We start from the raw sequence: 23,027 nt of genomic DNA on the forward strand, positions 1-23,027 counted from the left end.
ATGGAACTCTATACCTACTACCGTTCCACCGCGTCGTATCGAGTACGTATTGCCCTGGCCCTCAAAGGCCTGGATTTCACCGCGCTGCCGGTCAACCTGCTGGTGCCGGCCGGCGGCGCCAACCGCCAACCTGACTACCTGGCGATCAACCCCCAAGGGCGCGTGCCGGCGTTGCGTAGCGATGAAGGGGCGTTGTTGATCCAGTCACAGGCGATCATCGAGTACCTGGAAGAGCGTTATCCACAGGCGCCGCTGCTCGCCAAGGATTTGGTCGCCAGGGCTCACGAGCGGGCTGTGGCATCGATCATCGCCTGTGATATCCACCCGTTGCATAACTCCAGCACCCAGAACTTGCTGCGCAAGTGGGGGCACGACGAGGCGCAATTGCTGGAGTGGATCGGGCATTGGATCAGCCAGGGCCTGGGCGCGGTGGAGCAGTTGATTGGCGACACCGGTTTTTGCTTTGGCGAACAACCGGGCCTGGCCGATGCGTTTCTGATCCCGCAGTTGTACGCGGCCGAGCGTTTCAAGGTGCCCTTGGCGGCATACCCACGCATCGGGCGGGTGGCGGCATTGGCGGCCCAACATCCGGCCTTCATGCAGGCACACCCCGCCAATCAACCTGACACCCCCTAGGCCCCTGTGGGAGGGGGAAAAGCCCCAATGCCGTTCAGTTAAGCGAACGCAATGTTCACAGCCATGAAGATCAAATGTGGGAGCTGGCTTGCCTGCGAAAGCGTTAGTGCAGTGGCAGATGCGGTGACTGACACACCGCCTTCGCGGGCAAGCCCGCTCCCACAGGGGGGTCGCGCTTAACTGACTGGCATTAAGGTAAGCCTCCTCCCACATTTGATCGCGCCAACCTAATAAAAAAATAAAGGTACCTTGCGATGCACAATCAGATTGCCAGCTTTCGCGCGGCACTCGACGCCCGTCCGGTGTCGCGCTATCAATGGTTGATTCTCCTGCTGCTGGCTCTGCTACTGGTCACCGATGGCTATGACGCCCAGGTGCTGGGCTATGTAGTGCCAGCGCTGGCCCAGGATTGGGGCCTGGAAAAATCCGCGTTCGGGCCCGTGTTCAGTGCCAACCTGCTGGGCCTCACCCTGGGTTCGCTGCTGGTGACGCCGCTGGCGGATCGGTTTGGTGTGCGACGCATTCTGCTGGCGTGTGTGCTGATCTACGCCAGCCTCACGGTATTGATGGTGTTCGCCAATTCCCTGACCACGTTGATGGCGGCGCGGTTTATCTGCGGGATCGGCATGGGCGGTGCGATGCCCAGTGCCATGGCGTTGATGTCCGAGTATTCGCCGCCACGCCTGCGCACCTTGATGGTGACCCTGGCGGCGTGCGGCTTTTCGTTCGGCGGCGCGGCGGGTGGCTTTGTGGCGGCCGGGTTTATCGACAGTTTTGGCTGGCAGGCGGTGTTCCTGGCGGGCGGTGTGACGCCGTTGCTGTTGTTCCCGTTTCTGGTATGGCTGTTGCCTGAATCCCTGCCGCGGTTGCTGCGCGATGCTCCACCGTACCTGCGTTTGCGCAAGGTCACGGCGCGGATGCTGCCCGACTGGCAGCCGCCGTCCGCCAGTGAGGCCGAGAACCGCCAGGAACAGGGCAGCAAACTGACGGTGGTGGAGCTGTTTCGCAACGGCTATGCGCGCCCGACGCTGCTGATCTGGGCGACTTTCTTTGTCAGCCTGATCCTGCTGTATTTCATGATCAGTTGGTTGCCGTCGCTATTGCTCGAAAGCGGCCTGGCGTTGAACGAAGCCAACCTGGTCACCTCCATGTTCCTGTTCGCCGGCACCTTGGGCGCCATTCTCATGGCTTGGTTTGCCGATCGCTTGAAGAGCAAAGTGCGGCTGCTGTCCGGCGTGCTGGCGGCGGCAGCGTTGTGCACCATCCTGCTGGGCTTGAACCACGACAACCCACGCTACCTGGTGGCCTGCGTGTTTGCCGCAGGGTTCTGCATCATCGGCGGGCAACTGACCCTCAATGCCTTTGCGAGCAACTTCTACCCGGCGCACGTGCGCGCCACCGGCACGGGCTGGGCGCTGGGGGTGGGGCGGTTCGGGTCGATTCTGGGGCCGCTGTTTGGCAGCCTGTTGCTGGCGATGCATATCCCGGTCGAGCAGATTTTCTTCTTCTGCGCGATTCCGGCGGTGATTGCGGCGCTGTTGATTATTCAAGTGCGGGCGCCGGGAGCTAACACGCTGCACAGCGACGTTCTCAAACCCTCACTGTAGGAGCGAGCTTGCTCGCTCCTACAGTTGGGAGTTGGGTCAGTGCACCACTGAGTTGGGCGGCAGGTGCCCGAGCCGCTCGGTCAGGCGCAGACGCTGGATCGGGTCGTCGCTGAGCATCAACGCGTGTTCCAGGTCAAAGCGTTCGGCGCTCGGGCAGTCCAGGCGTTGATACAGGCTGGCGCGCGCCAGGTAGTCGGAGGCGCTGGCGTTGCCCAGTTCCAGTACGCGCTCGGCGTCCACCAGGGCCGCCAACGGTTCGTCGTTGGCAAGGTAGAGTTGGCGCAGGTTGCGCGACAGCCGTTGCAGGATCGCCCGTGGCTCGGCGGTCAGCAGGTGGTCGGCCTGCAATTTCAGCTTCTCCCCGTATTGGCGCGCCAGCAACTCGCGACAGTCATTAGGGTACAGGCGCCGGCCGCCGCAAGGGTCCAGCAGGTGATCGGCACCCGGTACCCGCAGCAGGAAGTGCCCGGGGAAGTTCACGCCGACCATGGGGATATCCAGGCGCCGTGCCATCTCCAGTGCGATCAGGCCCATGGCCAAGGGTTGCCCGCGTTTGCGTTGCAGCACTTTGTCCAACAGCGCGGCGGCGGGGCGCAATGGCGTATGGTCATCCTGGGCAAACCCCAGGTCATTCATGCGTCGCAGCAGCGGCTGGCCGAGTTCATCCGCCGGTAGCAGGGGCATGCCCAGGCTGACCTGTTGTTGTAGCGCGCCAAGGTCGTGCAGGATCAGCGCCGGCTGCACGCTGGCGTCATGCTCGGCAGCAATCCACAGCGCGGCTTCGAACAGCGCGGGGGGTGAACGGTCCAGGCAGGCGAAAAAAGCTGTGCGGGGGTTCATCGAGTTCTCCGGCGTATGCCCCGTTTTAGCCTTGCTGCGAATTTTCGTCCAGTATCTTGAGAGATATCCCACGCGCTTATGTCGTAGATCCCACGAAAACGCGCGGCTTATTCCAGCGCAATCCAGCAGTTTTCTGCCGCAAGCCTATACTTGGCCCACTACCAGAAGTGATTCGGGAGCTCATTGATGTTTGCGCTCATGCACAGCACCCGCCTTGAATCGCTGCACCTGAGCGTTGATCCGGTGACCGGCTTGAAGGCGATCATCGCCATCCACAACAGTCGCCTGGGCCCAGCGTTGGGTGGCTGTCGTTACCTGGCCTACCCTAATGATGAAACCGCCGTGGCCGATGCTGCGCGCCTGGCGCAAGGCATGAGCTACAAAGCCGCACTGGCCGGGCTGCCGGTGGGCGGCGGCACGGCGGTGATCATCCGCCCCGTGCACGTGGAAAGCCGTGCGGCGCTGTTCGAGGCGTTTGGCCGTTGTGTGGAAAAACTCGACGGCCGCTTCATCACCTCGATCGACAGCGGCACCTCGGTCGCCGACATGGACTGCATCGCCCAGAACACCCGCTTTGTCACCAGCACCACCGCCGCCGGCGACCCCGCGCCCCATGCTGCCATGGGAGTGTTCGCCGGTATCCGCACCACCGCTATGGCGCGCCTGGGCAGCGACAACCTCGAGGGCCTGCGCGTCGCGGTGCAGGGCCTTGGCAATGTTGGTTACGCCCTGGCCGAGCAACTGCATGCCGCCGGTGCCGAGCTGCTGGTCAGCGACATCGACCACGGCAAGGTGCAACTGGCCATGCAGCAACTGGGCGCCCATCCAATTGCCAACGACGCCTTGCTCAGCACCCCGTGCGACATTCTTGCGCCCTGCGGCGTCGGCGCCGTGTTCAACCGTAACAGCGTCGGCCAGTTGCGTTGCGCCGCCGTGGCGGGCTCGGCCAGCGCGCAACTGACCAACCTGGACATCGCCGACCAATTGGAAGGCCGCGGCATCCTCTATGCGCCGGACTATGTGATCAACTCTGGCGGGCTGATCTACGTCGCCCTCAAACACGCCGGCACCGACCTGCCCGGCATCACCGCGCACCTGTCGAACATCGGCAGCCGCCTGACCGAAATCTTCGCCCACGCCCAAGCCGAAAAACGCTCCCCCGCACGGGTGGCCGATGAGCTGGCCGAACGCCTGCTGTACAAATAGGCCAGGCATTAAAAAGGCCCTGAATCCATGATTCAGGGCCTGTTCAATTCGGGCTTTACTCCGCCGCCGGGTTCAGCAACTCGGACAATGCGTCCGGTTGGCTCTTGAACGCCTTGGCAAACACATCGCGGTTCTTCGCCATGTAGATCCCGGCTTCTTCCACCTGCTGCTCGCTCAACGACGGCACGGCTTTTTGCAACACCTCTGCCAGCAACTCAGCGAGTTCAAGCATCTTGTCATGACGGTCAGCTTCGGCTTTATCCATGAACAAACGCTCCAGATCTCGGCTGCTGCGGTATACCACTTCGACGGCCATTCACCACCTCACATGCCTTCACGATAGTTGTCTTTTGCGACTACTGTATTTATATACAGCGAAAAGGATAAGCCAAACGTCGGGGTTTGGATAGTAGGTTTTTAATGTAGTTGGGAAATGGGGGTTTGCTACACCGGAAATTTCTGACAACTTGGCGGGGTTGCGCTGGAATTGTCCGGTGGCTTACCTTCCTTGTGCGCTGCATTTGCAGCGAGCGGGCTTGGCGGCCCACCAAGGAAGCGCAACGACCCCCTATGAGATTGCTGGGTTTTTACACGGCACTCTTGTTTTTATGGCGGGTTGCGCATGGACCCTTCGGGGTGCCGGGTTGTTCCTTACCGGTCCGCCAACCTTGTGCAATCCGTCACCCAATCTGCTTGGCGGCAGACGGTGATGGTTTCTTAACTAAGGAACTAGTCGATGAAGAAACACACACCCAACCCCCCGTCTACCGAGTCAGTGCTTTTCAGTGTCACTCCTGAAGCTGATACAGAAACCTTGCTGGCAAACGCCAGCGAAACCTTGAACAGCGCCCGTGAGATGGCCAGTACCCTGGCATTCGACCTTGATGGTCCACAGCGAAGCTTGGTCCTGGCGATTCATCAACTGATTGAAATGGGCGGTCTGCTGGTCGATCGAGCGCTGGAGCAAATTGCACCAGCTTGATGCCATGATCTGATCGTTCCCACGCCTGTGGGGACGGTCTAAAAAGTGATTGGTGAACACGGATTTTTTCTGTTACTCACTTCATCGCCGGGAGCACGACAGCGAAAACGCTAGCGACTAGACTCCTTTTACATCCACAACGGAGGCTTTTATGGACACTTCCTTTTCCTCAGGTATCCAAGCAGATATCGAAGAGCAGGCTGACAGCTACGACCGCTGGTTTCGCGCGAGAGTGCAGGCCGCTCTTGATGACCCAAGCCCTGGCATTCCTCACGACGAGGTGATGGCCGAGATGCAAGCGCTGATCGAATCTAAACTCAAGAAAGGCGATGCTGATTGAGTGGTCGCCCGCAGCGCGGGTAGAACTCCGGCAAATTATTGACTACCTCAGTCATCGTAATCCAGCAGCAGCGCTTCAGCTTAAGCGATCAATCGAAGCTTCGGTGCTTGCCCTCTCGCGCAGACCCCATCTTTACCGCCCCGGCAGAATCGGCGGAACACGAGAGATGGTGGTACATCCGAATTATCTGGTTGTATACAAAGTGACAGACAACATTCGGATTCTCTCGGTTTTACACGCACGCCAGCGATATCCTTGAAATTTTCGTTTTTCGGATGAGCAAAAGATCTACTTTGCTCATCCTCATGCGTGCCTCATGCTAGCCAGTCATCATCTCATGCCTGCCCTCTGGCCTTGTTTCTGCATACAGAACAACCGTCACGTCCACCCCGCATTATCCGGTCGAGCCGACCTAAGGAAGCATCATCGTGAAAATCAACTGGGCCGAAAGGCTGCGCCAGCAAGTCCACGGGCTGGCCGAGTCGCTGGGTAATCTGTTTGTCGAGTCGTTCCATTACCTGGCGCTGTTCGCCATTGGTGCGGTGACCGCCTGGGCGGCGGTGATGGAATTCCTGGGGATGCTGGAGAACGGGCACATCAAGATCGATGACATCTTGCTGCTGTTCATCTACTTGGAGCTGGGTGCGATGGTCGGGATTTACTTCAAGACCAATCACCTGTATCTAACACAACCTCTAGAGCCAGCTTCCGCATTGCAAGCATAAACTCAAATTTTCTAAACCAAATTTAGGTGGTTATCTATGAAATGGGCTGACGGAACCCGTAAGCGTATGCATGACGGGGCAAACGCTGTAGGGAATTTATTGGTCGAAGGGTTTCATTATCTTGGATTATTTGCCATCGGGGCTATTACTGCATGGGCCTCGGTAATGGCATTTGTGGATATGTTTAATGCAGGTCGTGCGAGTATTGATGATATTCTTCTGTTATTTATTTACCTAGAATTAGGGGCGATGGTAGGAATTTATTTTAAAACTAATCATCTGCCAATACGTTTTTTGTTATACATAGCCATTACCGCCCTCACTCGCTATCTTATAGGTGATGTCTCACATCACAGGACTCCAGACGTTGGACTGGTTTATTTGTGTGGGGGGATTTTCTTTTTGGCTCTGTCTGTTCTGGCTGTCAGGTTTGCTTCATATAAATTCCCATCGAGTAAAGCGATAGGTGCAACTGGGGAGGCGGTTGAGGCTGATAAGGATAAATGAATTTAAAGAATTAGTCGTTAATAGAGTATTCGTAGAGTTTGCATGCTTCGAATTTGTGGGTGGTGGTGCGAAAGTTGCTCTATTGTGAATGAGTAGTAGGAAGGTTTACAGTTCATAGTGGTTGAGCTTTCGAGGTGTTCAATTGTGATTGAGATGGCTTGTTTTATCTAAAATCACTGGGAGAGAGCGTATCTGCTCTCCCGGTGGACAAAGAATAAAGTTAATGAGGTTAAGCGTTTTTTGAGATGATGAGCGATGTTGAAATCTGCTGTGTATAGGGGAGTGTGATAATTTCTTTTGTTGGGTACTTAGAATTAAGCTTTTTAAGCTTATGTTTACGATCGCTAGATATAAATATGATGTCAGCTGAAAGTTTTTCTATGTAATATTTGCTATTCAGACGTTTTATGAAAGTATGTTTGTTGATTTGAGATACTGTTAAATGTCTGATTTTTTCCGTTAGGATTGGTCTGTGATCTCCTTTTCGAATCTTGACTCGGCGATCTGAATCGACACCTATGATCAATATGTCGCATAGGCTTTGGCAGGAGGTGACATATCTAATATGTCCCTCGTGAAGTAAGTCAAACACGCCGCTAGTATATCCGATTTTTAGTTTTCTTGAATTGGTGAGTTTGGTGCGTTGCATGTTCTTTAACTTGGTTGTGCGTGTAGTGTGTTTTGCAACTGAGTGATGAGCTCTACTAGGTCAGAATCTCTGTATGTGCCTATGTAAATGTCAAGTTCAATCGATGATGAACCATATGCTGATTTTATAGAGTTAATGGTTGAGCTTATAGTTTTTTCTGGGTCTAGGTTTCCACTGCCTAGGGCAAATACTGGGATAAAAATTGATCTATAGTTTTCTTTTTGAGCGGTATCAATAGCAAATTTTACAATTTTAACTAGAGCTCTGGTTTCGATGGTGGTCGTTTTGTCTTGGTTTTTTTGAATTGCTACAGCGGTTATGATTCTTTTGATATTGTTCGATGCTGCCTCAAAGGGAGGGCATGAAATACAAGTGCCAAGTTCGAAGTTTGACATTTTGCCGGATTGATTTTTCCAGTCGGAGACAAAGTCGAAAAGGTTGTCTTTCTTTATTTCTTGTGTTTTATGTCTTGTGGCTGCAAGTTTTCTGATTCTTCCTGAAGTAGATGTTCCAGTGAGAGATCCTAACTCCAGGCCGGTGTCCTCTGAAGTTATTACTATATCTACCTCGCTAATTTCGGTTATGTCTCCATTGTAGCAGTGGATGTTGGCGTTACCTAGCCGCCAATGACCAACAATTTTTTTGGTTGAATTAATCTGTTCTGGTTTTATTTTTCGCTGCTCAATTTTTGCTAACGAAAAAAATACTATTGAAAGAAATAAGAAGGTTATAAATGCTGCTGTATTCAACGAAGTGAGCGATATGCTGCAAGAGGCTGGTTCTTTGTTTTTGTCTACTATTGCTAAAGTTATCTCGGCAATTGGATTTATTGCGATGCTGCTAACTGACGCAGCTAGCAGCCCAAAAGAAAATTTCGCATACAAGCTTTTTTTGATATGCTTCTTAAATAGAGTGTGGAAGTAGTATTCGATTTTTATTTGAGTGGCGGATAGCGGGTTTTTCATCTTGGATAATCTTAATTTTTTGGCTTATCATGGCACGACCTTGGATAAGGCTAGCTGTATAGTGGAGTCCGGCTTCGAAGTCAATCCAAGTGAAGAGGATTGGTTAGGTAATGGTGTGTATTTTTTTGTTGATGGATTCGCCTGCCCTAAGGTCAATGCCATGGAGTGGGCATCGTTTAAGAGTCATGGACTGCAACCTTGCGTAGTAGTTAGTGAGGTTTCGGTACCGCTTGAAAAAGTTCTAGACCTTAGGAGCGAAAAAGGTCTTCATGCGTATAATCAAGAAAAAAGCCATTTTATAACTTCACATTACAGATCTCTCCTAACCAGAAGAGATTTAGTAAAGAAAAAAAGACGCGATATAAGACTGGATGATGCAGTAATTACCAAGGGCGTTCTTTTGTCTCTTGGTGTTTCTGTTTTATTTCATAATCTCTATATAAAAAGGAAAGTCCATAGGGATTTAGAGCTTGAGTCCTCCTATCCTAACTCTACGGTTTGCTGTGTGGCAGATCCAGCTTACATACTTAGAAGCTGGATTGAACTGAATTAAGCTATTTTGTAATGGACTGAAGCTGTAGCAGTCGGGACTTGTACCAATCAAGAGATTCCAGTGTTGGTGCGTCAAGTGTGGGAATATAATTGCATAGCATTTTTATGTCCTTGTTGTCGCGTGGTTAGCATTAGGTGTCCCAGTCGCGTGCCCGAGCTTTATTTTTCCCTTCAAGGTTTTTTATGAAGCTAGAATTTATGTGGATAACGCTCAGTATCGCGGAGATTTGTAGTCCGCTAAAGAACACCAGAAGGAACTGCATTATAGTTAAAGTTATTTCTTGGGCTCTGAATCCAAAGCCTTCATAAAAACTTACAAACAGCATGCCGATTAGAGAGAAGGCCATAGATAAAGCAGATTGAACTATTACTCCAACAATGATTTTCAGTCTAGTCGTGTCACCACCACTAGAGCTAAAGTCAGCGTTAACAAGATTGTCTCCTTTCAAAGTTCTGAGGACATTAGGGTATAAAAAAGCGATCCATATACTCATAATTGTGAATATAGCCCCTGAGACGCCTACAAGTAGGCCTAGGGTGGCTGATACTGTTTCGAACTTAAGTTGCCAACCACAAAGCATAGATATTATGGGCGGCACGAGGCAGAGTAATAAAATAACCATTAAGCTAGCACTGCATCTGATTGTTCAGCTACTTCAGCTACTTCAGCTACTTCGGTTGCTGCAGCATCTTTAGTGATGTTGGAAATGGACTGTAAGTAGTTTAAGCGATTTCCTGCGATCGTGGCGTATAGCAAAATTGCGGAATATATTTCTCCGCTTTTTGGCAGCATAACCCTTTCGACTAGTCTATGTTTTTTGATGGAGGTCTTGTTTTCGTTTTCATCAATGAAAATTACATCTGCCCAGCCGTCTTCAGGGAAGTCGGAAGAATACTTCATGAAGTCTTGCATTTGCTCATAAGTTGGTGTTGCTTCAAGCTTTACTTCGACTCTTCTCTTGCCGTCGTCACTTACTTTGTCATCTGTGACTGGGCCAAAAAACCGGCCCATAATATTTTCAATAAAATCGAATATTTCATTGTTTGCTTTATCTAGCGTTAACATCGTTTTTTGAGATTTTTTGTTCTCCTGCTCAACAATTTCGGAGCTGACTATAACCTCATTTCTTAAAAGTACATGTTTAGTCGTTTCGCATATTTTTTTGAGGTATGCTTCGCTAGTTCTGAATTCTTTTATCTTTTTTGAGAAGCGATATAAAAGGCTGTAATCTTCAGGTGCTGCTTCTGAGCTAAAATAAATTGTAGTGGCAGAGTCGCCGGGTTGCCGCTTGTTGAATTTATCTATTTTCAAACGATATCGGACGCAATAATTAATCCATTTTTGCATCAGGTCAGAGTCACATTTTGAATCTTCGAACTTTATCGAGATTACTAAGTTTGATTCCGGGATTATCCAGTAGTAGCAAGGATGTCCCCACACAACATCATCCCCAGTGTCCAAAGCGTTATTGCTGATAAACCCGATAGGCTCGCCCTTTTCGTTAAGCCGGAGCCCTCTATAGCTTTTGGAGTCGCTTGGGTCATGCTTCCACAATGTTAGGAGAAAATCACCGTTTTCAAACTCATGAATTCTTTGCAGTAACACATGACTGATGGATCACCAGACTCACCAAGCTCTGCCCAAGGTGAGGTTTCTTTGAAACGTCTAGAATCTACCCATGCTTTTATATTTCGTAAAACTAAAGTTGTATCAAGTCCAAAGCTTTTAGACTTTATCTCGCCGTCCGTTTTCTTCTGAGTTCGATAAAGCCCGCTTTCAGTAATTTCAAAGAAATTCAAATAGCCGTAGTTTGTATCTTTCTTAATAACTGACATCCATTTCTCTCTGCTTTATTTTCATGTACGCAAATCCTATTTTGCAGGCTAGCGTTTTGATGGTGGCTCTGGGCCATGATAGATGCAAGTAGAAGAATGTCAATTGGCCGAAAAGCGAATCGGGCCTTCAATTATCAGTGAATGGGCGAGACCATAATTCAAGACCAACCACATGCCGGTGCGCTTTTTGATCTACGTGGCGATCACCGCGCTCACGCGTTTGCTGATCTCCAACGTGTCGCACCACAACCGCCGGACCTGGGCATCATCTACCTGTGCGGCGGCATTTTGCTGTTGGCGTTTGCGATCCTGGTGGTGCGCTACGCGTCGTCGGCCTTTCCTTCGGTGAAGGTCGAAAGCCCGCGTCGCAAGGGCGAGGCGAGCCTGGAGACCGAGAAGGGCGAGCTTTAAAGCCCGACGCTGAAGGGCAGGGTACGGGCGGGCGGTCGCTGCAGGAGTTTGTGGCTGTCGCCGTCCGTCATCAGTTCCAGGATTTGCACGGCGCTGTGGCCCTGTTCGATGGCGATGCCGAACTGGATGCTTTGCACCAGGCGCTTGAGGCGTTGCGGGTCGTTGCGTTGTTCGGCGCTGATCATGCGCTTGGCCACCACGCCGGTCTCGTTCGAGAGCGTGAGCATGATGCTGCCGTCCAGCCGTTGGATGCTCAGGTTGACGCGGTATTGGGGGCTGAAGGTGTCGGTGATGATCTGAAAAGGGTTGTCCATGGTGCGTTACCGCCTGATAAGAACATGCAGTCATTGACGGCCGGTGTCGGGATTAGTTCGCATTACCTGACCACTGGCCAAATTCCGTTTTCCTCAAAAGCTCTACAGCAAGGGCCGTGCCGTAGAGCGATTTACCCGGCACAGAAATCCAAATGTGGGAGCGGGCTTGCTCGCGAAGGCGGTCCTTCAGCCAAGTATTTGTTGGCTGATACACCGCATTCGCGAGCAAGCCCGCTCCCACATTTTTTTGTGCTGTTTTTGAGATCAGTGAGCTAATTCAGGGCATCACGGAAAAAACGATCGCAGACAGCGCAATCAGCCCGATGACCACCACAAACACATTCGATGCCTGGCCTGAATACTGGCGCAAAGATGGCACTCGGCGGATCGCGTACATCGGCATCAGGAACAGCAGGCACGCGATGATCGGCCCGCCCATGGTTTCGATCATGCCCAGGATGCTCGGGTTGAAGGTGGCCACGGCCCAGCAGGTCAGCACCATGAACAACGCGGTGCAACGCTCCAGCCATTTGGACGACATTGAGCGGTTGCGCCCGCGCAGGGACTTGACGATCAGCCCCTGGAAGCCTTCGCTGGCGCCGATGTAGTGGCCCAGGAAGGATTTGGTGATCGCCACCAGCGCGATCAACGGTGCGGCGTAGGCAATCACCGGCGTCTGGAAGTGGTTGGCCAGGTAAGACAGGATCGAGATGTTCTGCGCCTTGGCCGCGGCCAGGTCAGCCGGTGACAGCGCCAGTACGCAGCTGAAGCAGAAGAACATCACGGTCAGCACCATCATGCCGTGGGCGGTGGCCAGGATGCCGCTGCTTTTGCGCTCGGCCTGGGCGCCGTAGACGCGTTTCTGGTCCACGGCAAAGGCAGAGATGATCGGCGAATGGTTGAACGAGAACACCATCACCGGGATGGCCAGCCACAGCGTCTTGAAAAACAGCGGTAGCGGCATGCCCTCGCTGGCCGAAGCGAAGAACGCGCCGTTCCAGTTGGGGATCAGGCTGAATGCCAGCAGCAGCAAGGCGGCAACGAACGGGTACACCAGCACGCTCATGGCCTTGACGATCACGCCCTGGCCGCAACGCACAATGGCCATCAGGCCGAGGATCAGCACCAGCGACAGAATCGCCCGGGGCGGCGGCGCCATGTGCAATTGGTGCTCCATGAAACTGCCCAGGGTGTTGGTCAGCGCCACGCTGTACACCAGCAGGATCGGGAAGATCGCAAAGAAGTAGAGCAGGGTGATCAGCTTGCCGGCGCCGACACCAAAGTGTTCCTCGACCACTTCGGTGATGTCGCCGGATTTGCCCGAAAGCACAAAGCGCGTCAGCCCACGGTGGGCGAAGAAAGTCATCGGGAAGGCCAGCAGTGCCAGCACGATCAGCGGCCAGAAGCCACCGACGCCGGCATTGATCGGCAGGAACAGGGTGCCCGCGCCGATGGCGGTGCCATAGAGGCCGAGCATCCAGGTGGTGTCGTGTTTGGTCCAGCCGGTGGTTACTGTGCTTTCTCTGACATCGGGATTTTCGGCAGCAGGTGTACGTGCATCAGTCATCGGTATTGCCTCGTTATTATTTTTGCGCGGGCTCACGTTGGGGCGGGTAGCAGTGCTCCGATCAGCACTCCACCCAGCTGACCGCCAGGCCGCCCCGTGAAGTTTCTTTGTATTTGTCATGCATATCGGCGCCGGTATCGCGCATGGTGCGGATGACCCGGTCGAGGGAGATGAAGTGTTTGCCATCGCCGCGCAGGGCCATCTGCGTGGCGTTGATCGCCTTGACCGCCGCAATGGCATTGCGCTCGATGCACGGCACCTGCACCAGGCCACCGACCGGGTCGCAGGTCAGGCCGAGGTTGTGTTCCAGGCCAATTTCGGCGGCGTTTTCCAGTTGCTCCGGGGTGGCACCGAGGATATCGGCCAAGCCGGCAGCGGCCATGGCGCAGGCCGAGCCCACTTCGCCCTGGCAGCCGACTTCGGCGCCGGAGATGGAGGCGTTTTTCTTGCAGAGGATGCCGACGGCGGCGGCGGCGAGGAAGAAATTGACCACATCGTCGTCAGACGCGTCGGCGTTGAACTTCATGTAGTAGTGCAGCACGGCGGGGATGATCCCGGCCGCACCATTGGTCGGCGCGGTGACCATGCGCCCGCCGGCGGCGTTTTCTTCGTTGACGGCGAGGGCGAACAGGTTGACCCATTCCATCGCCGACAAGGTCGAGGTGATCACGTTGGGCTTGCCGATTTCCAACAGGCTGCGGTGCAATTTCGCGGCGCGACGCGGCACATCCAGGCCCCCGGGCAGGATGCCTTCATCACGCAGGCCCTGCTCCACGCATTCGCGCATCACCGACCAGATATGCAGCAAGCCGCTGCGGATTTCTTCGTCGCTGCGCCACGCCCGTTCATTGGCCATCATCAGCTCGGATACCCGCAGGCCGTGCTTGTTGCACAAGGCCAGCAGTTCGACCGCGCTGGAAAAATCATAGGGCAATTGCACATCGCTGGTGGGCGCAACGCCTGATGCGGCTTCGGCGGCTTCAATGATGAAACCACCGCCCACCGAGTAATAGGTTTGTTCGCTCAGCAGGCCGGTGTCGCCATAGGCGTGCAGGGACATGGCGTTGGGGTGGTAGGGCAGGCTTTCGTCCAGCAGCAACAGGTCGGTGTGCCAGTTGAAGGCAATCTCCTGTTGGCCGGCCAGCAACAGCCGGCCGGACTCGCGCAGTTGCTGGATACGCCCGTTGATCGAGGTGGGGTCGACGCGGTCTGGCCATTCGCCCATCAAGCCCATGACACAGGCGCGGTCGGTGGCATGGCCGACGCCGGTGGCGGACAGCGAGCCATACAGGCGCACTTCGACGCGACGGGTTTGGCTGAGCACCTGCTGGTCGGTCAGGGCTTGGGCAAACGTCGCGGCAGCGCGCATCGGGCCGACGGTGTGGGAGCTGGAAGGGCCGATGCCCACCTTGAATAGATCGAAAACACTGATAGCCATGCTAAAGCCTTACAAGCAATGGAGTAGAAATCGCTGCCATGTTTTGTAGAGCAGGCGGAATTGGCGCGATACTGAGCCTCTGGCTCGGCACTGACCAACGAATTATCCTAAGACACCCTTTAGCAGGACTAAACGCTATGACTCGCCCCCTCCACGGCCAGACCTATGTCTGGTTGCATGTGTTTTCCTGCGCTGCACGGCATCTGTCGTTCACTCGCTGCGCCGAAGAACTGCACATCACGCCAGGAGCGGTGAGCCAGCAGATTCGCCAGTTGGAGGAGCGCCTGGGCTTTCGGCTGTTTCATCGGCGTGCGCGCGGGGTGGAACTCAGCGCCGAGGGGCAGCGCCTGGCGGCCGTGGTGGGGGAGGCCTACGGCAGCATTGATGCGGAATTGCAGCGCCTGGACGCCGGGATGATCAGCGGCACCTTGCGCCTGCGTTCGATCCCCTCGTTTCTGGGTAAGTGGCTGACCCCGCGTCTGCCGCGCTTTCAGCAGCGTTTTCCGGACATTCAACTGCGCATGGTCGCCGAAGACAGCAGCATCGCCCTGCATGAAGGCGACTTCGACCTGGCCATCGACCTCAACGACGGCAGCTACCCGGGGTTGTTATCCACAGCCCTGTTGGATGAACAGATATTCCCGGTGTGCGCCCCCAGCCTGTTGCGTGGCCGCCCGCCCTTGCATGGCCCGGCGGACCTGGCGCATTTCCCGCTGCTGCACGACATCACCGCCTGGCGTGGGAGTTATGAATATGCCGAGTGGGAGTTTTACCTCAATGCCATCGGCTATCACGGTGCCGACGTGCGGCGCGGGCACACCTTCAACCGCAACCACCTGACCATCGAAGCCGCCATCGCCGGCATGGGCGTGGCGATTGCGCGGCGCACCTTGCTGAACGATGAGCTGGAGCGCGGCACCTTGATCGTGCCGTTCGGCCTGGCGGTGCCCAACCATAAACGCTACGTGCTGCTGTATGCGCCGGGCGCGTTGAACCATCCGGGCGTGCGCGCGGTGCATGACTGGCTGGTGGAGGAAGCGGGGATTTTTCGCGGATTGCACCCGTTGGGAGAGGGGCAATTGTGAGTTTGGCAGGGCGTAAGAAGATGTAACTAACTCCCCACCCTAACAGCGTTTTTGCTCGTCGTCAGGGTTAATTTGTAATGTAGGATTTATCTTTGCAAAGGACTTGAATTGTTTCAGCAGGTGCTCAATTGTGTAATCAAGAGGTCATGGTTTCACCACCCCGGTGTTGCAGTTTGTGACCTCTGGCGAGCTAGCTGAAATAAGGGAAGAACTATGCAAATCCAAGTCAATAGCGATAACCATATTGAAAGCAGCATCCGACTGGAGGAGTGGGTACGTACTACCATTGAGAGCACGCTCGAACGCTATGAAGAAGACCTGACCCGTGTGGAGGTCTACCTGCGGGACGAAAACGGCGACAAGCCCGGCCCCCACGATTTGAGTTGCCGTCTGGAAGCACGGCCAAAGGGCCATCAACCAGTTTCCGTGTGCCATAAAGCCGATACGCTGGAACAGGCGATCGATGGCGCCGCAGTCAAGCTCGACCACGCACTGGAACATCTGTTTGGCAAACTGCAAGGCAAGCCGCGCGCTGCCGGTAAAAACCAGCCAATCAACAAAGTGAACGAAGACGCGTTGGAAGAGGAATTCCTGGAAAACGAAAACGCTGCCATTAACGGCTGATTTTTTCCATTCCCCACTGAAAACGGGCCTGCATTTGCAGGCCCGTTTTTCGTTCAGCGCTCGCGCCGGAAGAAATACCGGCTCAACACCGCCAACCCGCTAGCGCCCAAGCCCGCAAAGAGCATGGCCCAGCCGGCGCCGCTGCGTAGCGCTGTTTGCGCATCCAGAACGGTCAGCCCCGGCGCATCCAACTTGCCTGCGGCAATATGCTGGCTGAGGCTTGCCCACTCCAGTGCCGTGCTGGCAGGCAGTACATGGGCCAGGTGATGGCTGATCCCCAACAACAGCACCAGGCCCATCAGCGCGATATTGAGCGCCAGGGTGATCAGCCGTGCGCTGAAGTCGATGCCCGAGGCCATGCCGGCGCGGTCATTCGAGACGGCGCCGGTGGTGGTATTGGTGGTCGGCGAATTGGTCAACGCCAGTCCGATACCCGCGATCACGCAACTGAGCAGCACCATCGCGGTGCTGGGCTGTTCGGCGTAATTAACGGCGGCCATCCCCATGAACCCTGCGCCCATTGTTCCCAGGCCCAGGGGAATGATGCGTTCGGCGCCAAAGCGCAGGGCTAGGCGTTCGGCCAGCGGTGGCACCAGCAAAGTGGGCAAGGTGTACGCGAGCAAGGCGGCGCCGGTGGTCAGCGTGTCGTAACCCAGGCCCGCCTGGAAATACAACGGCAGGTAGATCATGAACGGCCAGAAGCTGAAGTTCATGCCGATCGAGCCCATCAACGCGCCATTGAAACGCTGGATGCGCAACACCGAGAAGTCGAACATTGGGTGGGCACTGCGCCGCTCAATCCAGATAAACAGCAGCAGCCCGAAGACCGACAGGCCGGCCCAGCCGAGCATCGCCGGGGTACCAAAGCCGATTTCGCTGCCCTGGGTGATGAAATAGACCAGCGCAAACACCGTGAGTGTCATGGTCAGCATGCCGGCAATGTCGAGGCGATGGCTGGCTGGGTCGCGGGATTCCTGCACGCTGATGTGCAACAACGCCAAGGTGAACAGGGTCAGCGGCACGTGCACCAGGAACACCCAGCGCCAGTCCGCCACGGCCAGGATCAAGGCCCCCACCATCGGCCCGAAACCCAGGCCCACGCCAGCGATCACGCCCCATATCGCAAAGGCCCGCGCACGCGTCGCGGGTTCGCGGAATTGGTGGGACAAGATCGCGAACTGGCAAATCATCATTGCCCCGGCGCCGATACCTTGAACAAACCGCGCCACGATCAGCGTGGCGGCGCTGTCGGCCAGCCCACAGGCCAATGAAGCTAGCCCGAACAGCCATAGGCACACCACCAATACGCGCCGACGACCAAAGCGATCCGCCAAGGTGCCCGCCGCCATCAGCACGCTGGTACAGGCCAGGGTGTAGGCATTCATGATCCATTGGGCGTCTTGAAAGCCCGTGCCCAGTTCCTGTTCCTGTTCCAGCGTCGGCAGGATGACCGGCACGCTGGAGATTTCCAGGCCGAACATCAGGGCCACCAGGCAGACGGCGGTGAGGGCCAGGCCGTTCCTGGCGGTACGCGGGGGAGTGAGGGCCGAGAGTGCGGCGGCGCGGGGCATACGACATTCCTTTCGAGAGCGGGAGGGGCTATTCTCTCGGGAATGAGGTTCTTTATTGGCGACAACTTTTCCATCGATAAGGGAACAAAGGGCGACAATTAAGCATGGCTACTCCTCGTTTTGATGGTGTTGAACTCTTTCTGCAGGTTGTCGAAAGCGGCAACCTCACCGAAGCCGCCGAACGCCTGAACCTCACGCGCTCGGCGGTAGGCAAGGGCCTGGCGCGCCTGGAGGCACGCTTGGGCACGTGCCTGTTACAGCGTTCCACCCGGCGCCAGCGGTTGACCGAGGACGGGCAGGCGTACTACGAGCATTGCCTGCGCGCGTTGGCAGAGTTGGAGGCGGCCGAGTCGGTGCTGGAAAGCGGCCGTCAGCAACCCCGCGGGCGTTTGCGAGTGAGCGTACCCCTGGCGTTTGGTCATCACTATGCCGCGCCAGCGTTGTGGGCCCTGATGGACAGCTATCCGGAACTGGAAATCGACCTTTGTTTTTCCGACCGCATGATCGACTTGGTGCAGGAAGGCTTCGATATCGCCGTGCGCATCGGCCCGTTGCCCGACACCGACCGCCTGAGTGCAAGGCGCCTGGGGCAGCAGGTCATGGGGCTGGCGGCGTCACCGGCGTATTTGCAGCGCAAGGGCGCCATTGAAAGTATCGAAGACCTGGCCGCTCATCGTGGTATTGCCTACCGCAGCAACACCGCGCAGCGCTCGCGCCTGGTCTCTCCCCTGATCCTGGACGACCTCCAGGCCGTAGCCGATGCCGCCATCGCGGGCGTGGGCCTGGCCTGGTTGCCGAGTTGGTTGATTGCCCACTACGCGCTGCGCGGGCAGTTGCAAGCCGTGCTGCCCAGCTACCGTGAGCAACCTGCGCCGATCCATGTGATCTGGCCGACGGCGGCGCATATGCCGGCCAAGACGCGGTGTGCGATTGACGCGTTGGTGGCCGCCACCCCGAGTTGCCTGGCGGGCAGTTAGATCCTGAACACACTGAAAATCATCTGTAGGAGCGAGCTTGCTCGCGAAAAACGTCAACGATAACGCGTGCTTGCTATATGAACGCGGCGCCTGTGAGTTTTTCGCGAGCAAGCTCGCTCCTACAAAATGCGGTCAGAACGCGATAGAGGTTTGCACATACACCGTGCGCGGCTCACCCACGTACTTGCCCTTGTTGTTGTCGTCAAACGAGCGGGTGTAGTACTGCTTGTTGAAGATGTTCTTCACTCCAACCGCCACGTTCAAATCCGACAGCTGCGGGCCGAAGTCATAGGCTGCGCGGCTGCTGAACAGCATGTAGCCGGGGATGCGTCCATTGGCACCGTCGGCGCTTTCGGCCTGGGTGTTGGCGTTGTCGGCAAACTGGCTGCTCTGGTAGCTGCTGTCCACATTCAGCTTCCATGGGCCTTCGGTGTAACCCACGCCGAGCGTGCCTTTGTGCTTGGAGGAGAAGGGCACGCGGTTGCCTTTGTTCGGGCCGTCTTCGCGGATGGTCGCGTCGACATAGGCGTAGGTGGCGTACACATCAAACCCGGCCAGCGCCGGGCTCAGGCCGTCGAGGGCGTAGTTGATGCTCGACTCGATGCCCTGGTGGCGCGTTTCACCCCGGGCGATCACGGTGTCGTTGGTCTGGTTGCTGTCGTACTGGTTGTCGAAGTTGATCAGGAACGCACCGATTTCTGCGCGCAGGTTGCCGTTGTCATAGCGCGTGCCGAGTTCCCAGGTGCGGGCTTTTTCCGGTTTTACTTCGCCGCTGTTCACACGGTTGGGCATCTGGCTGTATTGCACGCTGCCGAACGAGCCTTCGGTGTTGGCATACAGGTTCCAGTCGTCGGTGAGGTGGTAGAGCACGTTCAGCGCCGGGAGTGCGGTGTTGTAGTCGCCCTTGTATTTGACGTTGCTCAGGTTGTTGGTCTGCTGGGACTCGATCATCTCGTAGCGAATGCCTGGGGTGATGGTCCACTTGCCGATGTCGATGCGGTCGTCGATGAAGAACGCATTGGCTTCGGTGCCGCCGCGCGTGTCGCGGTCGTTGCGGCTGTTGGTGGTGGGGATCTGCTGGTTGGCGGCGATCGGCGTGCGGTAGCGCAGCTCATGGCCGGCTTCATTGATGTAGCGGTAGCCCACGCCGACTTCATGGCTGGTAGGGCCAAGGTCAAAGCCTTGGGCGAAGCGGGTTTCCAGGCCGCGTACCCAATATTCCCGTGGCGACAGTGACAGGAAACTGCCCTGGTCCAGGTAACCGCTGCGCAGGGTCTTGGTGAAGAAACTGTTGACCGTGAATTCGCGGCGGTCCTGCTCGTAGCGATAGCCGACGTTGAACATGGTGCGGCGGCCCCAGAACTTGTCGTAAGGGCGAGTGGACTGGTACGGGTCGGCCTTGTAGTCCTTGACGTTCAAACCGCCTGGCATATCGGCCTGGCCTTCGTAGTACTGCGCCATGGCGTTGAAGCTGTTGGCGTCGTCCAGTTGGTATTTGCCCTTGAGGATCAGGTCGTCGATGCGCGTGTTGCTGTTTTCACGCCAATCGCCGCCGCGGGTGCCGGAGTACAAGAGCGCGCCGCCCAGGCCATTGTCGGCGGTGCCGCCGGCCAGCAGGTTGCCGGTGGTCTTGAAACCGTCGTGGCTGGAGGAAGGGCTGGTCTCGGTCTGCAAGCCACCTTTGACCGTCGGCGCATCCGGGATAGCCCGGGTGACGAAGTTGACGATGCCTCCCACGTTTTGCGGGCCGTAGCGCACCGCGCCGCCGCCACGAACCACATCCACAGCGTCCATGTTGCCCATGCTGATCGGCGCAAAGGAGAGTTGTGGCTGGCCGTAGGGCGCGAAGGGCACCGGGATGCCATCCATCAGCACCGTGGAGCGCGACGCCAGGCGTGGGTTGAGCCCGCGAATGCCGAAGTTCAGCGCCATGTCGTGGCTACCGGTGCCGTTGTTGTCCGGGGCGTTGACGCCGGGGATGCGGTTGAGCACATCGCGGGCCTGGGTGGCGCCCTGGCGTTCGAATTCTTCGCGGCGGATCACATCACGGGCGCCGGGGTGCTCGAACACGTTGGTTTGCGCCGCATCACCGAGCCAGTCGCCGACCACGTTGGAGGTCTGCAGCTCCAGGGTCGCGGGGGCGCCGGCCGGTTGCAGGCTGTAGGCGTTATCACCCTCGGCGCGGGCTTGCAGGCCAGTGCCTTCCAGCAGTTTTTGCAAACCATCGGCAGCGCTGTAACTGCCCGACAGCCCAGGGCTTTGCATACCTGCCGTCACTGCGGAACCGAAGGACACCAGCACGCCGGCTTCACGCCCGAATTGATTCAGGGCCGCTTCCAGGGTGGTCGGCGCAATGTGGTACGCCTTGGCGTCGGCTGCCATCACCGCCGGCAGTGCGGTCAGGCTGAGGCTGGCACCGAGCAGGAGTTGGCGCAGGGTACGGGCGAGAAGCGTCGGTTGCTGGGGCATGAAGGGCGGTCCTGAGAAGGAAGGATCAAGGGGGGCTTTCCTTCTCTGTCACGCCAGGTGCGGAAAACGGCTCACAGCTGCAAAAAATATTTCGAGCTCACCGCCCACTGTAGGAGCGAGCTTGCTCGCGAAGGTCGTCAACGATCACGCGGGTTGTCTGGTTTAACGCGGTGGGTTGAGGTTTTTCGCGAGCAAGCTCGCTCCTACAAAAAAGCGCTATGCATCACGCACGTGCCTGCACGGTCACCCAATAACGCGTAAAACGCCGCACTTTCACCGGCAGGCTGATTTCCAGCAGGTCGAGGATGCGTTCGCTGTCATCCAATGGGTAACTGCCGGACAGCAGCAAGTTGGCCACTTGTGGATCGCAATGGAGCTGGCCGCGACGATAGCGCCCCAGTTCACTCAAGAAGTCTTCCAGGCGCATATGTGCGGCCACCAGCATGCCGTCGGCCCAGGCGCCGCTGTTGGCGTCGGTGGCGCGCGGGGTGTCCCAGCCTTTGCGGGTGAAATTGACTTGGTGCGCGGCGTCGACGCTCAGCGCCAAGCCGTTGTAGCGGTTGGGCATTACCTCGACCTGGCCGGCCAGCACCGCCAGTTGGGTGTGGTCGTTGAACTGGCGCACGTTCATGCGCGCCGCCTGGCTGCTGAGCAGGCCCTGGCCGGTCAGCACGTGCAACGGCGCCTGGCCTGCGCGGGCGGTGAGCAGGATTTCACCTTCAAGCAGGCGCACCAGGCGCTGTTGGCCGTCGAAATGCACATCCACGGCGCTGCCGGTGTTGAGCTGCAACTGGCTGCCGTCGGCCAATTGCACCGTGCGGCGCTGGCCCACCGGGCTGCGATAGTCAGCCGTCAGCGGCGGCAGGATATGTTGCTGGCGCAGGCTCCAGGCGGCGGCTGAACCTGCGCCCAGAATCAGCAGCAACTTAAGCGCCTGGCGCCGGTTGCTGGAGGTGGGGGCATTCAACGCGGCGTGAGCCAGGGGCGAGGGCACGCCGCGCAGGCGTTGGTTGACGCGCTGGATCTGCTCCCACGCGCGTTGGTGTTCGCTGTGGGCATTCAACCATTGCTGCCAGGCCGCCTGCTGGCGTGGGTTGAGCGCGCCTTGCTGCATTTCCAGCAACCAGTGCACGGCTTGTTCGGCGACTTGGCTGGAGACGTTCATAGGGCGAAGTAGCAGCGCATGGCCGCTTTGGTCAGGTGGCGTTTGACGGTGGCGATGGAGATGCCCAGTTGTGCGCCGATTTGCGCGTAGGTCAGGCCGTCGAGTTGGGCCAACAGGAAGGCGCGTTTGACTTGCTTGGGCAAGCCGTCGAGCAGTTGGTCCAGTTCCAGCAAGGTTTGCAGGATGATCGCGCGGTCTTCTTCCGACGGCGCCACGTGTTCGGGCATCTGCGCCAAGGCCTCAAGGTAGGCGCGTTCCAGGTCCTGGCGGCGGTAGAAGTTGAACAGCACACGCTTGGCCACGGTGGTGAGGAAGGCGCGCGGCTCGATCAGCGTGGGCGCTTCCCGGGCACTGAGCACGCGGATAAAGGTGTCCTGCGCCAGGTCGGCCGCGTTGTCCGGGCAGCCGAGCTTGCGTCGCAACCAGCCGGTGAGCCAGTGGTGATGGTCGTTGTACAACACTTCGACGGGATTGGACGGCTGCAACGCGATCACTCCGCAAGCATTCGATATGCTTTAGAGAACAAGAATTGTTCGCATTGTAGGGCGCGTGACCAGGTTC

24 protein-coding genes and 2 pseudogenes are annotated in these 23,027 nt (G+C 56.8%); 13 read left to right on the forward strand and 13 right to left on the reverse strand.

Annotation, left to right across the window (positions count from 1 at the left end; genetic code table 11):
* Together maiA and N2A98_RS05375 are read left to right on the forward strand one after the other, a co-directional pair.
* Positions 1–636, forward strand: a complete 636-nt coding sequence (gene maiA / locus N2A98_RS05370) for a maleylacetoacetate isomerase (protein ID WP_032893438.1) — start codon at positions 1–3, stop codon at positions 634–636.
* A 254-nt stretch (positions 637–890) separates the two neighbouring features.
* On the forward strand, positions 891–2,243 hold the full coding sequence (locus N2A98_RS05375; protein ID WP_044272018.1) for an aromatic acid/H+ symport family MFS transporter: 1,353 nt from the start codon (positions 891–893) through the stop codon (positions 2,241–2,243).
* A gap of 36 nt (positions 2,244–2,279) precedes the next feature.
* On the opposite strand, the gene N2A98_RS05380 is transcribed toward N2A98_RS05375, so the two are convergent.
* On the reverse strand, positions 2,280–3,083 hold the full coding sequence (locus N2A98_RS05380) for a transglutaminase family protein (protein WP_275623112.1): 804 nt from the start codon (positions 3,081–3,083) through the stop codon (positions 2,280–2,282).
* Between the two features lie 186 nt (positions 3,084–3,269).
* On the opposite strand from N2A98_RS05380, the gene N2A98_RS05385 reads away from it, so the two are divergent.
* The gene (locus tag N2A98_RS05385) at positions 3,270–4,289 is read left to right on the forward strand and encodes a Glu/Leu/Phe/Val dehydrogenase dimerization domain-containing protein (protein ID WP_044272022.1); all 1,020 of its coding nucleotides are present in this window, start codon (positions 3,270–3,272) and stop codon (positions 4,287–4,289) included.
* A 55-nt stretch (positions 4,290–4,344) separates the two neighbouring features.
* Here N2A98_RS05385 and N2A98_RS05390 read toward each other — a convergent pair whose 3' ends face one another.
* The gene (locus N2A98_RS05390; protein WP_003188807.1) at positions 4,345–4,605 is read right to left on the reverse strand and encodes a YebG family protein; all 261 of its coding nucleotides are present in this window, start codon (positions 4,603–4,605) and stop codon (positions 4,345–4,347) included.
* Positions 4,606–5,025: 420 nt separating this feature from the next.
* On the opposite strand from N2A98_RS05390, the gene N2A98_RS05395 reads away from it, so the two are divergent.
* The 5 genes and pseudogenes from N2A98_RS05395 (at position 5,026) to N2A98_RS05415 (ending at position 6,843) form a co-directional block, all read left to right on the forward strand.
* Positions 5,026–5,271 carry a DUF6124 family protein gene (locus N2A98_RS05395; protein WP_153474992.1) on the forward strand — a complete coding sequence of 82 codons (246 nt, stop codon included), beginning with the start codon at positions 5,026–5,028 and terminating at the stop codon, positions 5,269–5,271.
* 151 nt (positions 5,272–5,422) lie between these two features.
* Positions 5,423–5,611 (forward strand): hypothetical protein, encoded by a 189-nt coding sequence (locus N2A98_RS05400; RefSeq protein WP_014717050.1) that lies wholly within the window; start codon positions 5,423–5,425, stop codon positions 5,609–5,611.
* Positions 5,601–5,870, forward strand: a complete 270-nt coding sequence (locus tag N2A98_RS05405) for a type II toxin-antitoxin system RelE/ParE family toxin (protein ID WP_078466755.1) — start codon at positions 5,601–5,603, stop codon at positions 5,868–5,870. Before N2A98_RS05400 ends, N2A98_RS05405 begins: the two co-directional genes overlap by 11 nt.
* 169 nt (positions 5,871–6,039) lie before the next feature.
* Positions 6,040–6,291, forward strand: a pseudogene (locus tag N2A98_RS05410) (phosphate-starvation-inducible PsiE family protein); the annotation flags it as partial.
* 210 nt (positions 6,292–6,501) lie between these two features.
* Positions 6,502–6,843 (forward strand): phosphate-starvation-inducible PsiE family protein, encoded by a 342-nt coding sequence (locus N2A98_RS05415; protein WP_345774699.1) that lies wholly within the window; start codon positions 6,502–6,504, stop codon positions 6,841–6,843.
* 229 nt (positions 6,844–7,072) lie between these two features.
* Here the strand turns inward: N2A98_RS05415 and N2A98_RS05420 are convergent, their stop codons facing one another.
* The gene (locus tag N2A98_RS05420; RefSeq protein ID WP_275623114.1) at positions 7,073–7,492 is read right to left on the reverse strand and encodes an adenylyltransferase/cytidyltransferase family protein; all 420 of its coding nucleotides are present in this window, start codon (positions 7,490–7,492) and stop codon (positions 7,073–7,075) included.
* Positions 7,493–7,497: 5 nt separating this feature from the next.
* Complete coding sequence (locus N2A98_RS05425; RefSeq protein ID WP_275623115.1) at positions 7,498–8,457, reverse strand: hypothetical protein; 960 nt, start codon at positions 8,455–8,457, stop codon at positions 7,498–7,500.
* Between the two features lies 1 nt (position 8,458).
* Between N2A98_RS05425 and N2A98_RS05430 the strand changes: the two genes are divergently transcribed.
* Entirely contained in the window at positions 8,459–9,010 is a 552-nt protein-coding gene (locus N2A98_RS05430; RefSeq protein WP_275623116.1) for a hypothetical protein, read from the forward strand.
* 621 nt (positions 9,011–9,631) lie between these two features.
* Here N2A98_RS05430 and N2A98_RS05435 read toward each other — a convergent pair.
* Together N2A98_RS05435 and N2A98_RS05440 are read right to left on the reverse strand one after the other, a co-directional pair.
* The gene (locus N2A98_RS05435; protein WP_275623117.1) at positions 9,632–10,357 is read right to left on the reverse strand and encodes a hypothetical protein; all 726 of its coding nucleotides are present in this window, start codon (positions 10,355–10,357) and stop codon (positions 9,632–9,634) included.
* 209 nt (positions 10,358–10,566) lie between these two features.
* A complete protein-coding gene (locus N2A98_RS05440) occupies positions 10,567–10,845 on the reverse strand; it encodes a hypothetical protein (RefSeq protein ID WP_275623118.1) in 279 nt (92 codons plus the stop codon).
* Between the two features lie 157 nt (positions 10,846–11,002).
* On the opposite strand from N2A98_RS05440, the pseudogene N2A98_RS05445 reads away from it, so the two are divergent.
* Positions 11,003–11,256: pseudogene (locus tag N2A98_RS05445) on the forward strand (phosphate-starvation-inducible PsiE family protein); the annotation flags it as partial.
* On the opposite strand, the gene N2A98_RS05450 reads toward N2A98_RS05445, so the two are convergent.
* The 3 genes from N2A98_RS05450 to N2A98_RS05460 form a co-directional block, all read right to left on the reverse strand.
* A complete protein-coding gene (locus N2A98_RS05450; RefSeq protein ID WP_032893434.1) occupies positions 11,253–11,570 on the reverse strand; it encodes a DUF3509 domain-containing protein in 318 nt (105 codons plus the stop codon). The pseudogene N2A98_RS05445 and the gene N2A98_RS05450 overlap by 4 nt on opposite strands.
* Positions 11,571–11,847: 277 nt before the next feature.
* The gene (locus N2A98_RS05455; RefSeq protein ID WP_275623119.1) at positions 11,848–13,137 is read right to left on the reverse strand and encodes a serine/threonine transporter; all 1,290 of its coding nucleotides are present in this window, start codon (positions 13,135–13,137) and stop codon (positions 11,848–11,850) included.
* A 61-nt stretch (positions 13,138–13,198) separates the two neighbouring features.
* Positions 13,199–14,575 (reverse strand): L-serine ammonia-lyase, encoded by a 1,377-nt coding sequence (locus N2A98_RS05460; protein ID WP_044272029.1) that lies wholly within the window; start codon positions 14,573–14,575, stop codon positions 13,199–13,201.
* A gap of 137 nt (positions 14,576–14,712) precedes the next feature.
* On the opposite strand from N2A98_RS05460, the gene N2A98_RS05465 reads away from it, so the two are divergent.
* Together N2A98_RS05465 and N2A98_RS05470 are read left to right on the forward strand one after the other, a co-directional pair.
* Complete coding sequence (locus tag N2A98_RS05465; protein WP_032893426.1) at positions 14,713–15,660, forward strand: LysR substrate-binding domain-containing protein; 948 nt, start codon at positions 14,713–14,715, stop codon at positions 15,658–15,660.
* Positions 15,661–15,873: 213 nt separating this feature from the next.
* Positions 15,874–16,284, forward strand: coding sequence for an HPF/RaiA family ribosome-associated protein (locus N2A98_RS05470; RefSeq protein WP_003188815.1), 411 nt, complete (start codon positions 15,874–15,876; stop codon positions 16,282–16,284).
* Between the two features lie 53 nt (positions 16,285–16,337).
* Here the strand turns inward: N2A98_RS05470 and N2A98_RS05475 are convergent, their stop codons facing one another.
* Complete coding sequence (locus N2A98_RS05475; RefSeq protein WP_275623120.1) at positions 16,338–17,855, reverse strand: MFS transporter; 1,518 nt, start codon at positions 17,853–17,855, stop codon at positions 16,338–16,340.
* A gap of 104 nt (positions 17,856–17,959) precedes the next feature.
* On the opposite strand from N2A98_RS05475, the gene N2A98_RS05480 reads away from it, so the two are divergent.
* Entirely contained in the window at positions 17,960–18,832 is an 873-nt protein-coding gene (locus tag N2A98_RS05480; protein WP_034134807.1) for a LysR family transcriptional regulator, read from the forward strand.
* 132 nt (positions 18,833–18,964) lie between these two features.
* Here N2A98_RS05480 and fecA read toward each other — a convergent pair whose 3' ends face one another.
* The 3 genes from fecA to N2A98_RS05495 form a co-directional block, all read right to left on the reverse strand.
* A complete protein-coding gene (gene fecA, locus N2A98_RS05485; RefSeq protein ID WP_047712656.1) occupies positions 18,965–21,301 on the reverse strand; it encodes a TonB-dependent Fe(3+) dicitrate receptor FecA in 2,337 nt (778 codons plus the stop codon).
* Positions 21,302–21,524: 223 nt separating this feature from the next.
* Positions 21,525–22,466, reverse strand: a complete 942-nt coding sequence (locus tag N2A98_RS05490) for a FecR domain-containing protein (RefSeq protein ID WP_078802536.1) — start codon at positions 22,464–22,466, stop codon at positions 21,525–21,527.
* Positions 22,463–22,951 carry a sigma-70 family RNA polymerase sigma factor gene (locus tag N2A98_RS05495; protein WP_003188822.1) on the reverse strand — a complete coding sequence of 163 codons (489 nt, stop codon included), beginning with the start codon at positions 22,949–22,951 and terminating at the stop codon, positions 22,463–22,465. Before N2A98_RS05495 ends, N2A98_RS05490 begins: the two co-directional genes overlap by 4 nt.
* Between the last annotated feature and the right edge of the window lie 76 nt (positions 22,952–23,027).

The sequence above is a fragment of the Pseudomonas sp. FJ2-5-13 genome (genome assembly GCF_029201605.1).
Classification (GTDB): Bacteria; Pseudomonadota; Gammaproteobacteria; order Pseudomonadales; family Pseudomonadaceae; genus Aquipseudomonas; species Aquipseudomonas lactis.

What these genes read in the sequence shown, in the direction of transcription:
- maiA (WP_032893438.1), top strand. Translation starts at nt 1, where the DNA reads ATGGAACTCTATACCTACTACCGTTCCACCGCGTCGTATCGAGTACGT.
- N2A98_RS05375 (WP_044272018.1), top strand. Translation starts at nt 891, where the DNA reads ATGCACAATCAGATTGCCAGCTTTCGCGCGGCACTCGACGCCCGTCCG.
- N2A98_RS05380 (WP_275623112.1), bottom strand. Translation starts at nt 3,083, where the DNA reads ATGAACCCCCGCACAGCTTTTTTCGCCTGCCTGGACCGTTCACCCCCC.
- N2A98_RS05385 (WP_044272022.1), top strand. Translation starts at nt 3,270, where the DNA reads ATGTTTGCGCTCATGCACAGCACCCGCCTTGAATCGCTGCACCTGAGC.
- N2A98_RS05390 (WP_003188807.1), bottom strand. Translation starts at nt 4,605, where the DNA reads ATGGCCGTCGAAGTGGTATACCGCAGCAGCCGAGATCTGGAGCGTTTG.
- N2A98_RS05395 (WP_153474992.1), top strand. Translation starts at nt 5,026, where the DNA reads ATGAAGAAACACACACCCAACCCCCCGTCTACCGAGTCAGTGCTTTTC.
- N2A98_RS05400 (WP_014717050.1), top strand. Translation starts at nt 5,423, where the DNA reads ATGGACACTTCCTTTTCCTCAGGTATCCAAGCAGATATCGAAGAGCAG.
- N2A98_RS05405 (WP_078466755.1), top strand. Translation starts at nt 5,601, where the DNA reads ATGCTGATTGAGTGGTCGCCCGCAGCGCGGGTAGAACTCCGGCAAATT.
- N2A98_RS05415 (WP_345774699.1), top strand. Translation starts at nt 6,502, where the DNA reads ATGGCATTTGTGGATATGTTTAATGCAGGTCGTGCGAGTATTGATGAT.
- N2A98_RS05420 (WP_275623114.1), bottom strand. Translation starts at nt 7,492, where the DNA reads ATGCAACGCACCAAACTCACCAATTCAAGAAAACTAAAAATCGGATAT.
- N2A98_RS05425 (WP_275623115.1), bottom strand. Translation starts at nt 8,457, where the DNA reads ATGAAAAACCCGCTATCCGCCACTCAAATAAAAATCGAATACTACTTC.
- N2A98_RS05435 (WP_275623117.1), bottom strand. Translation starts at nt 10,357, where the DNA reads ATGCAAAAATGGATTAATTATTGCGTCCGATATCGTTTGAAAATAGAT.
- N2A98_RS05440 (WP_275623118.1), bottom strand. Translation starts at nt 10,845, where the DNA reads ATGTCAGTTATTAAGAAAGATACAAACTACGGCTATTTGAATTTCTTT.
- N2A98_RS05450 (WP_032893434.1), bottom strand. Translation starts at nt 11,570, where the DNA reads ATGGACAACCCTTTTCAGATCATCACCGACACCTTCAGCCCCCAATAC.
- N2A98_RS05455 (WP_275623119.1), bottom strand. Translation starts at nt 13,137, where the DNA reads ATGACTGATGCACGTACACCTGCTGCCGAAAATCCCGATGTCAGAGAA.
- N2A98_RS05460 (WP_044272029.1), bottom strand. Translation starts at nt 14,575, where the DNA reads ATGGCTATCAGTGTTTTCGATCTATTCAAGGTGGGCATCGGCCCTTCC.
- N2A98_RS05465 (WP_032893426.1), top strand. Translation starts at nt 14,713, where the DNA reads ATGACTCGCCCCCTCCACGGCCAGACCTATGTCTGGTTGCATGTGTTT.
- N2A98_RS05470 (WP_003188815.1), top strand. Translation starts at nt 15,874, where the DNA reads ATGCAAATCCAAGTCAATAGCGATAACCATATTGAAAGCAGCATCCGA.
- N2A98_RS05475 (WP_275623120.1), bottom strand. Translation starts at nt 17,855, where the DNA reads ATGCCCCGCGCCGCCGCACTCTCGGCCCTCACTCCCCCGCGTACCGCC.
- N2A98_RS05480 (WP_034134807.1), top strand. Translation starts at nt 17,960, where the DNA reads ATGGCTACTCCTCGTTTTGATGGTGTTGAACTCTTTCTGCAGGTTGTC.
- fecA (WP_047712656.1), bottom strand. Translation starts at nt 21,301, where the DNA reads ATGCCCCAGCAACCGACGCTTCTCGCCCGTACCCTGCGCCAACTCCTG.
- N2A98_RS05490 (WP_078802536.1), bottom strand. Translation starts at nt 22,466, where the DNA reads ATGAACGTCTCCAGCCAAGTCGCCGAACAAGCCGTGCACTGGTTGCTG.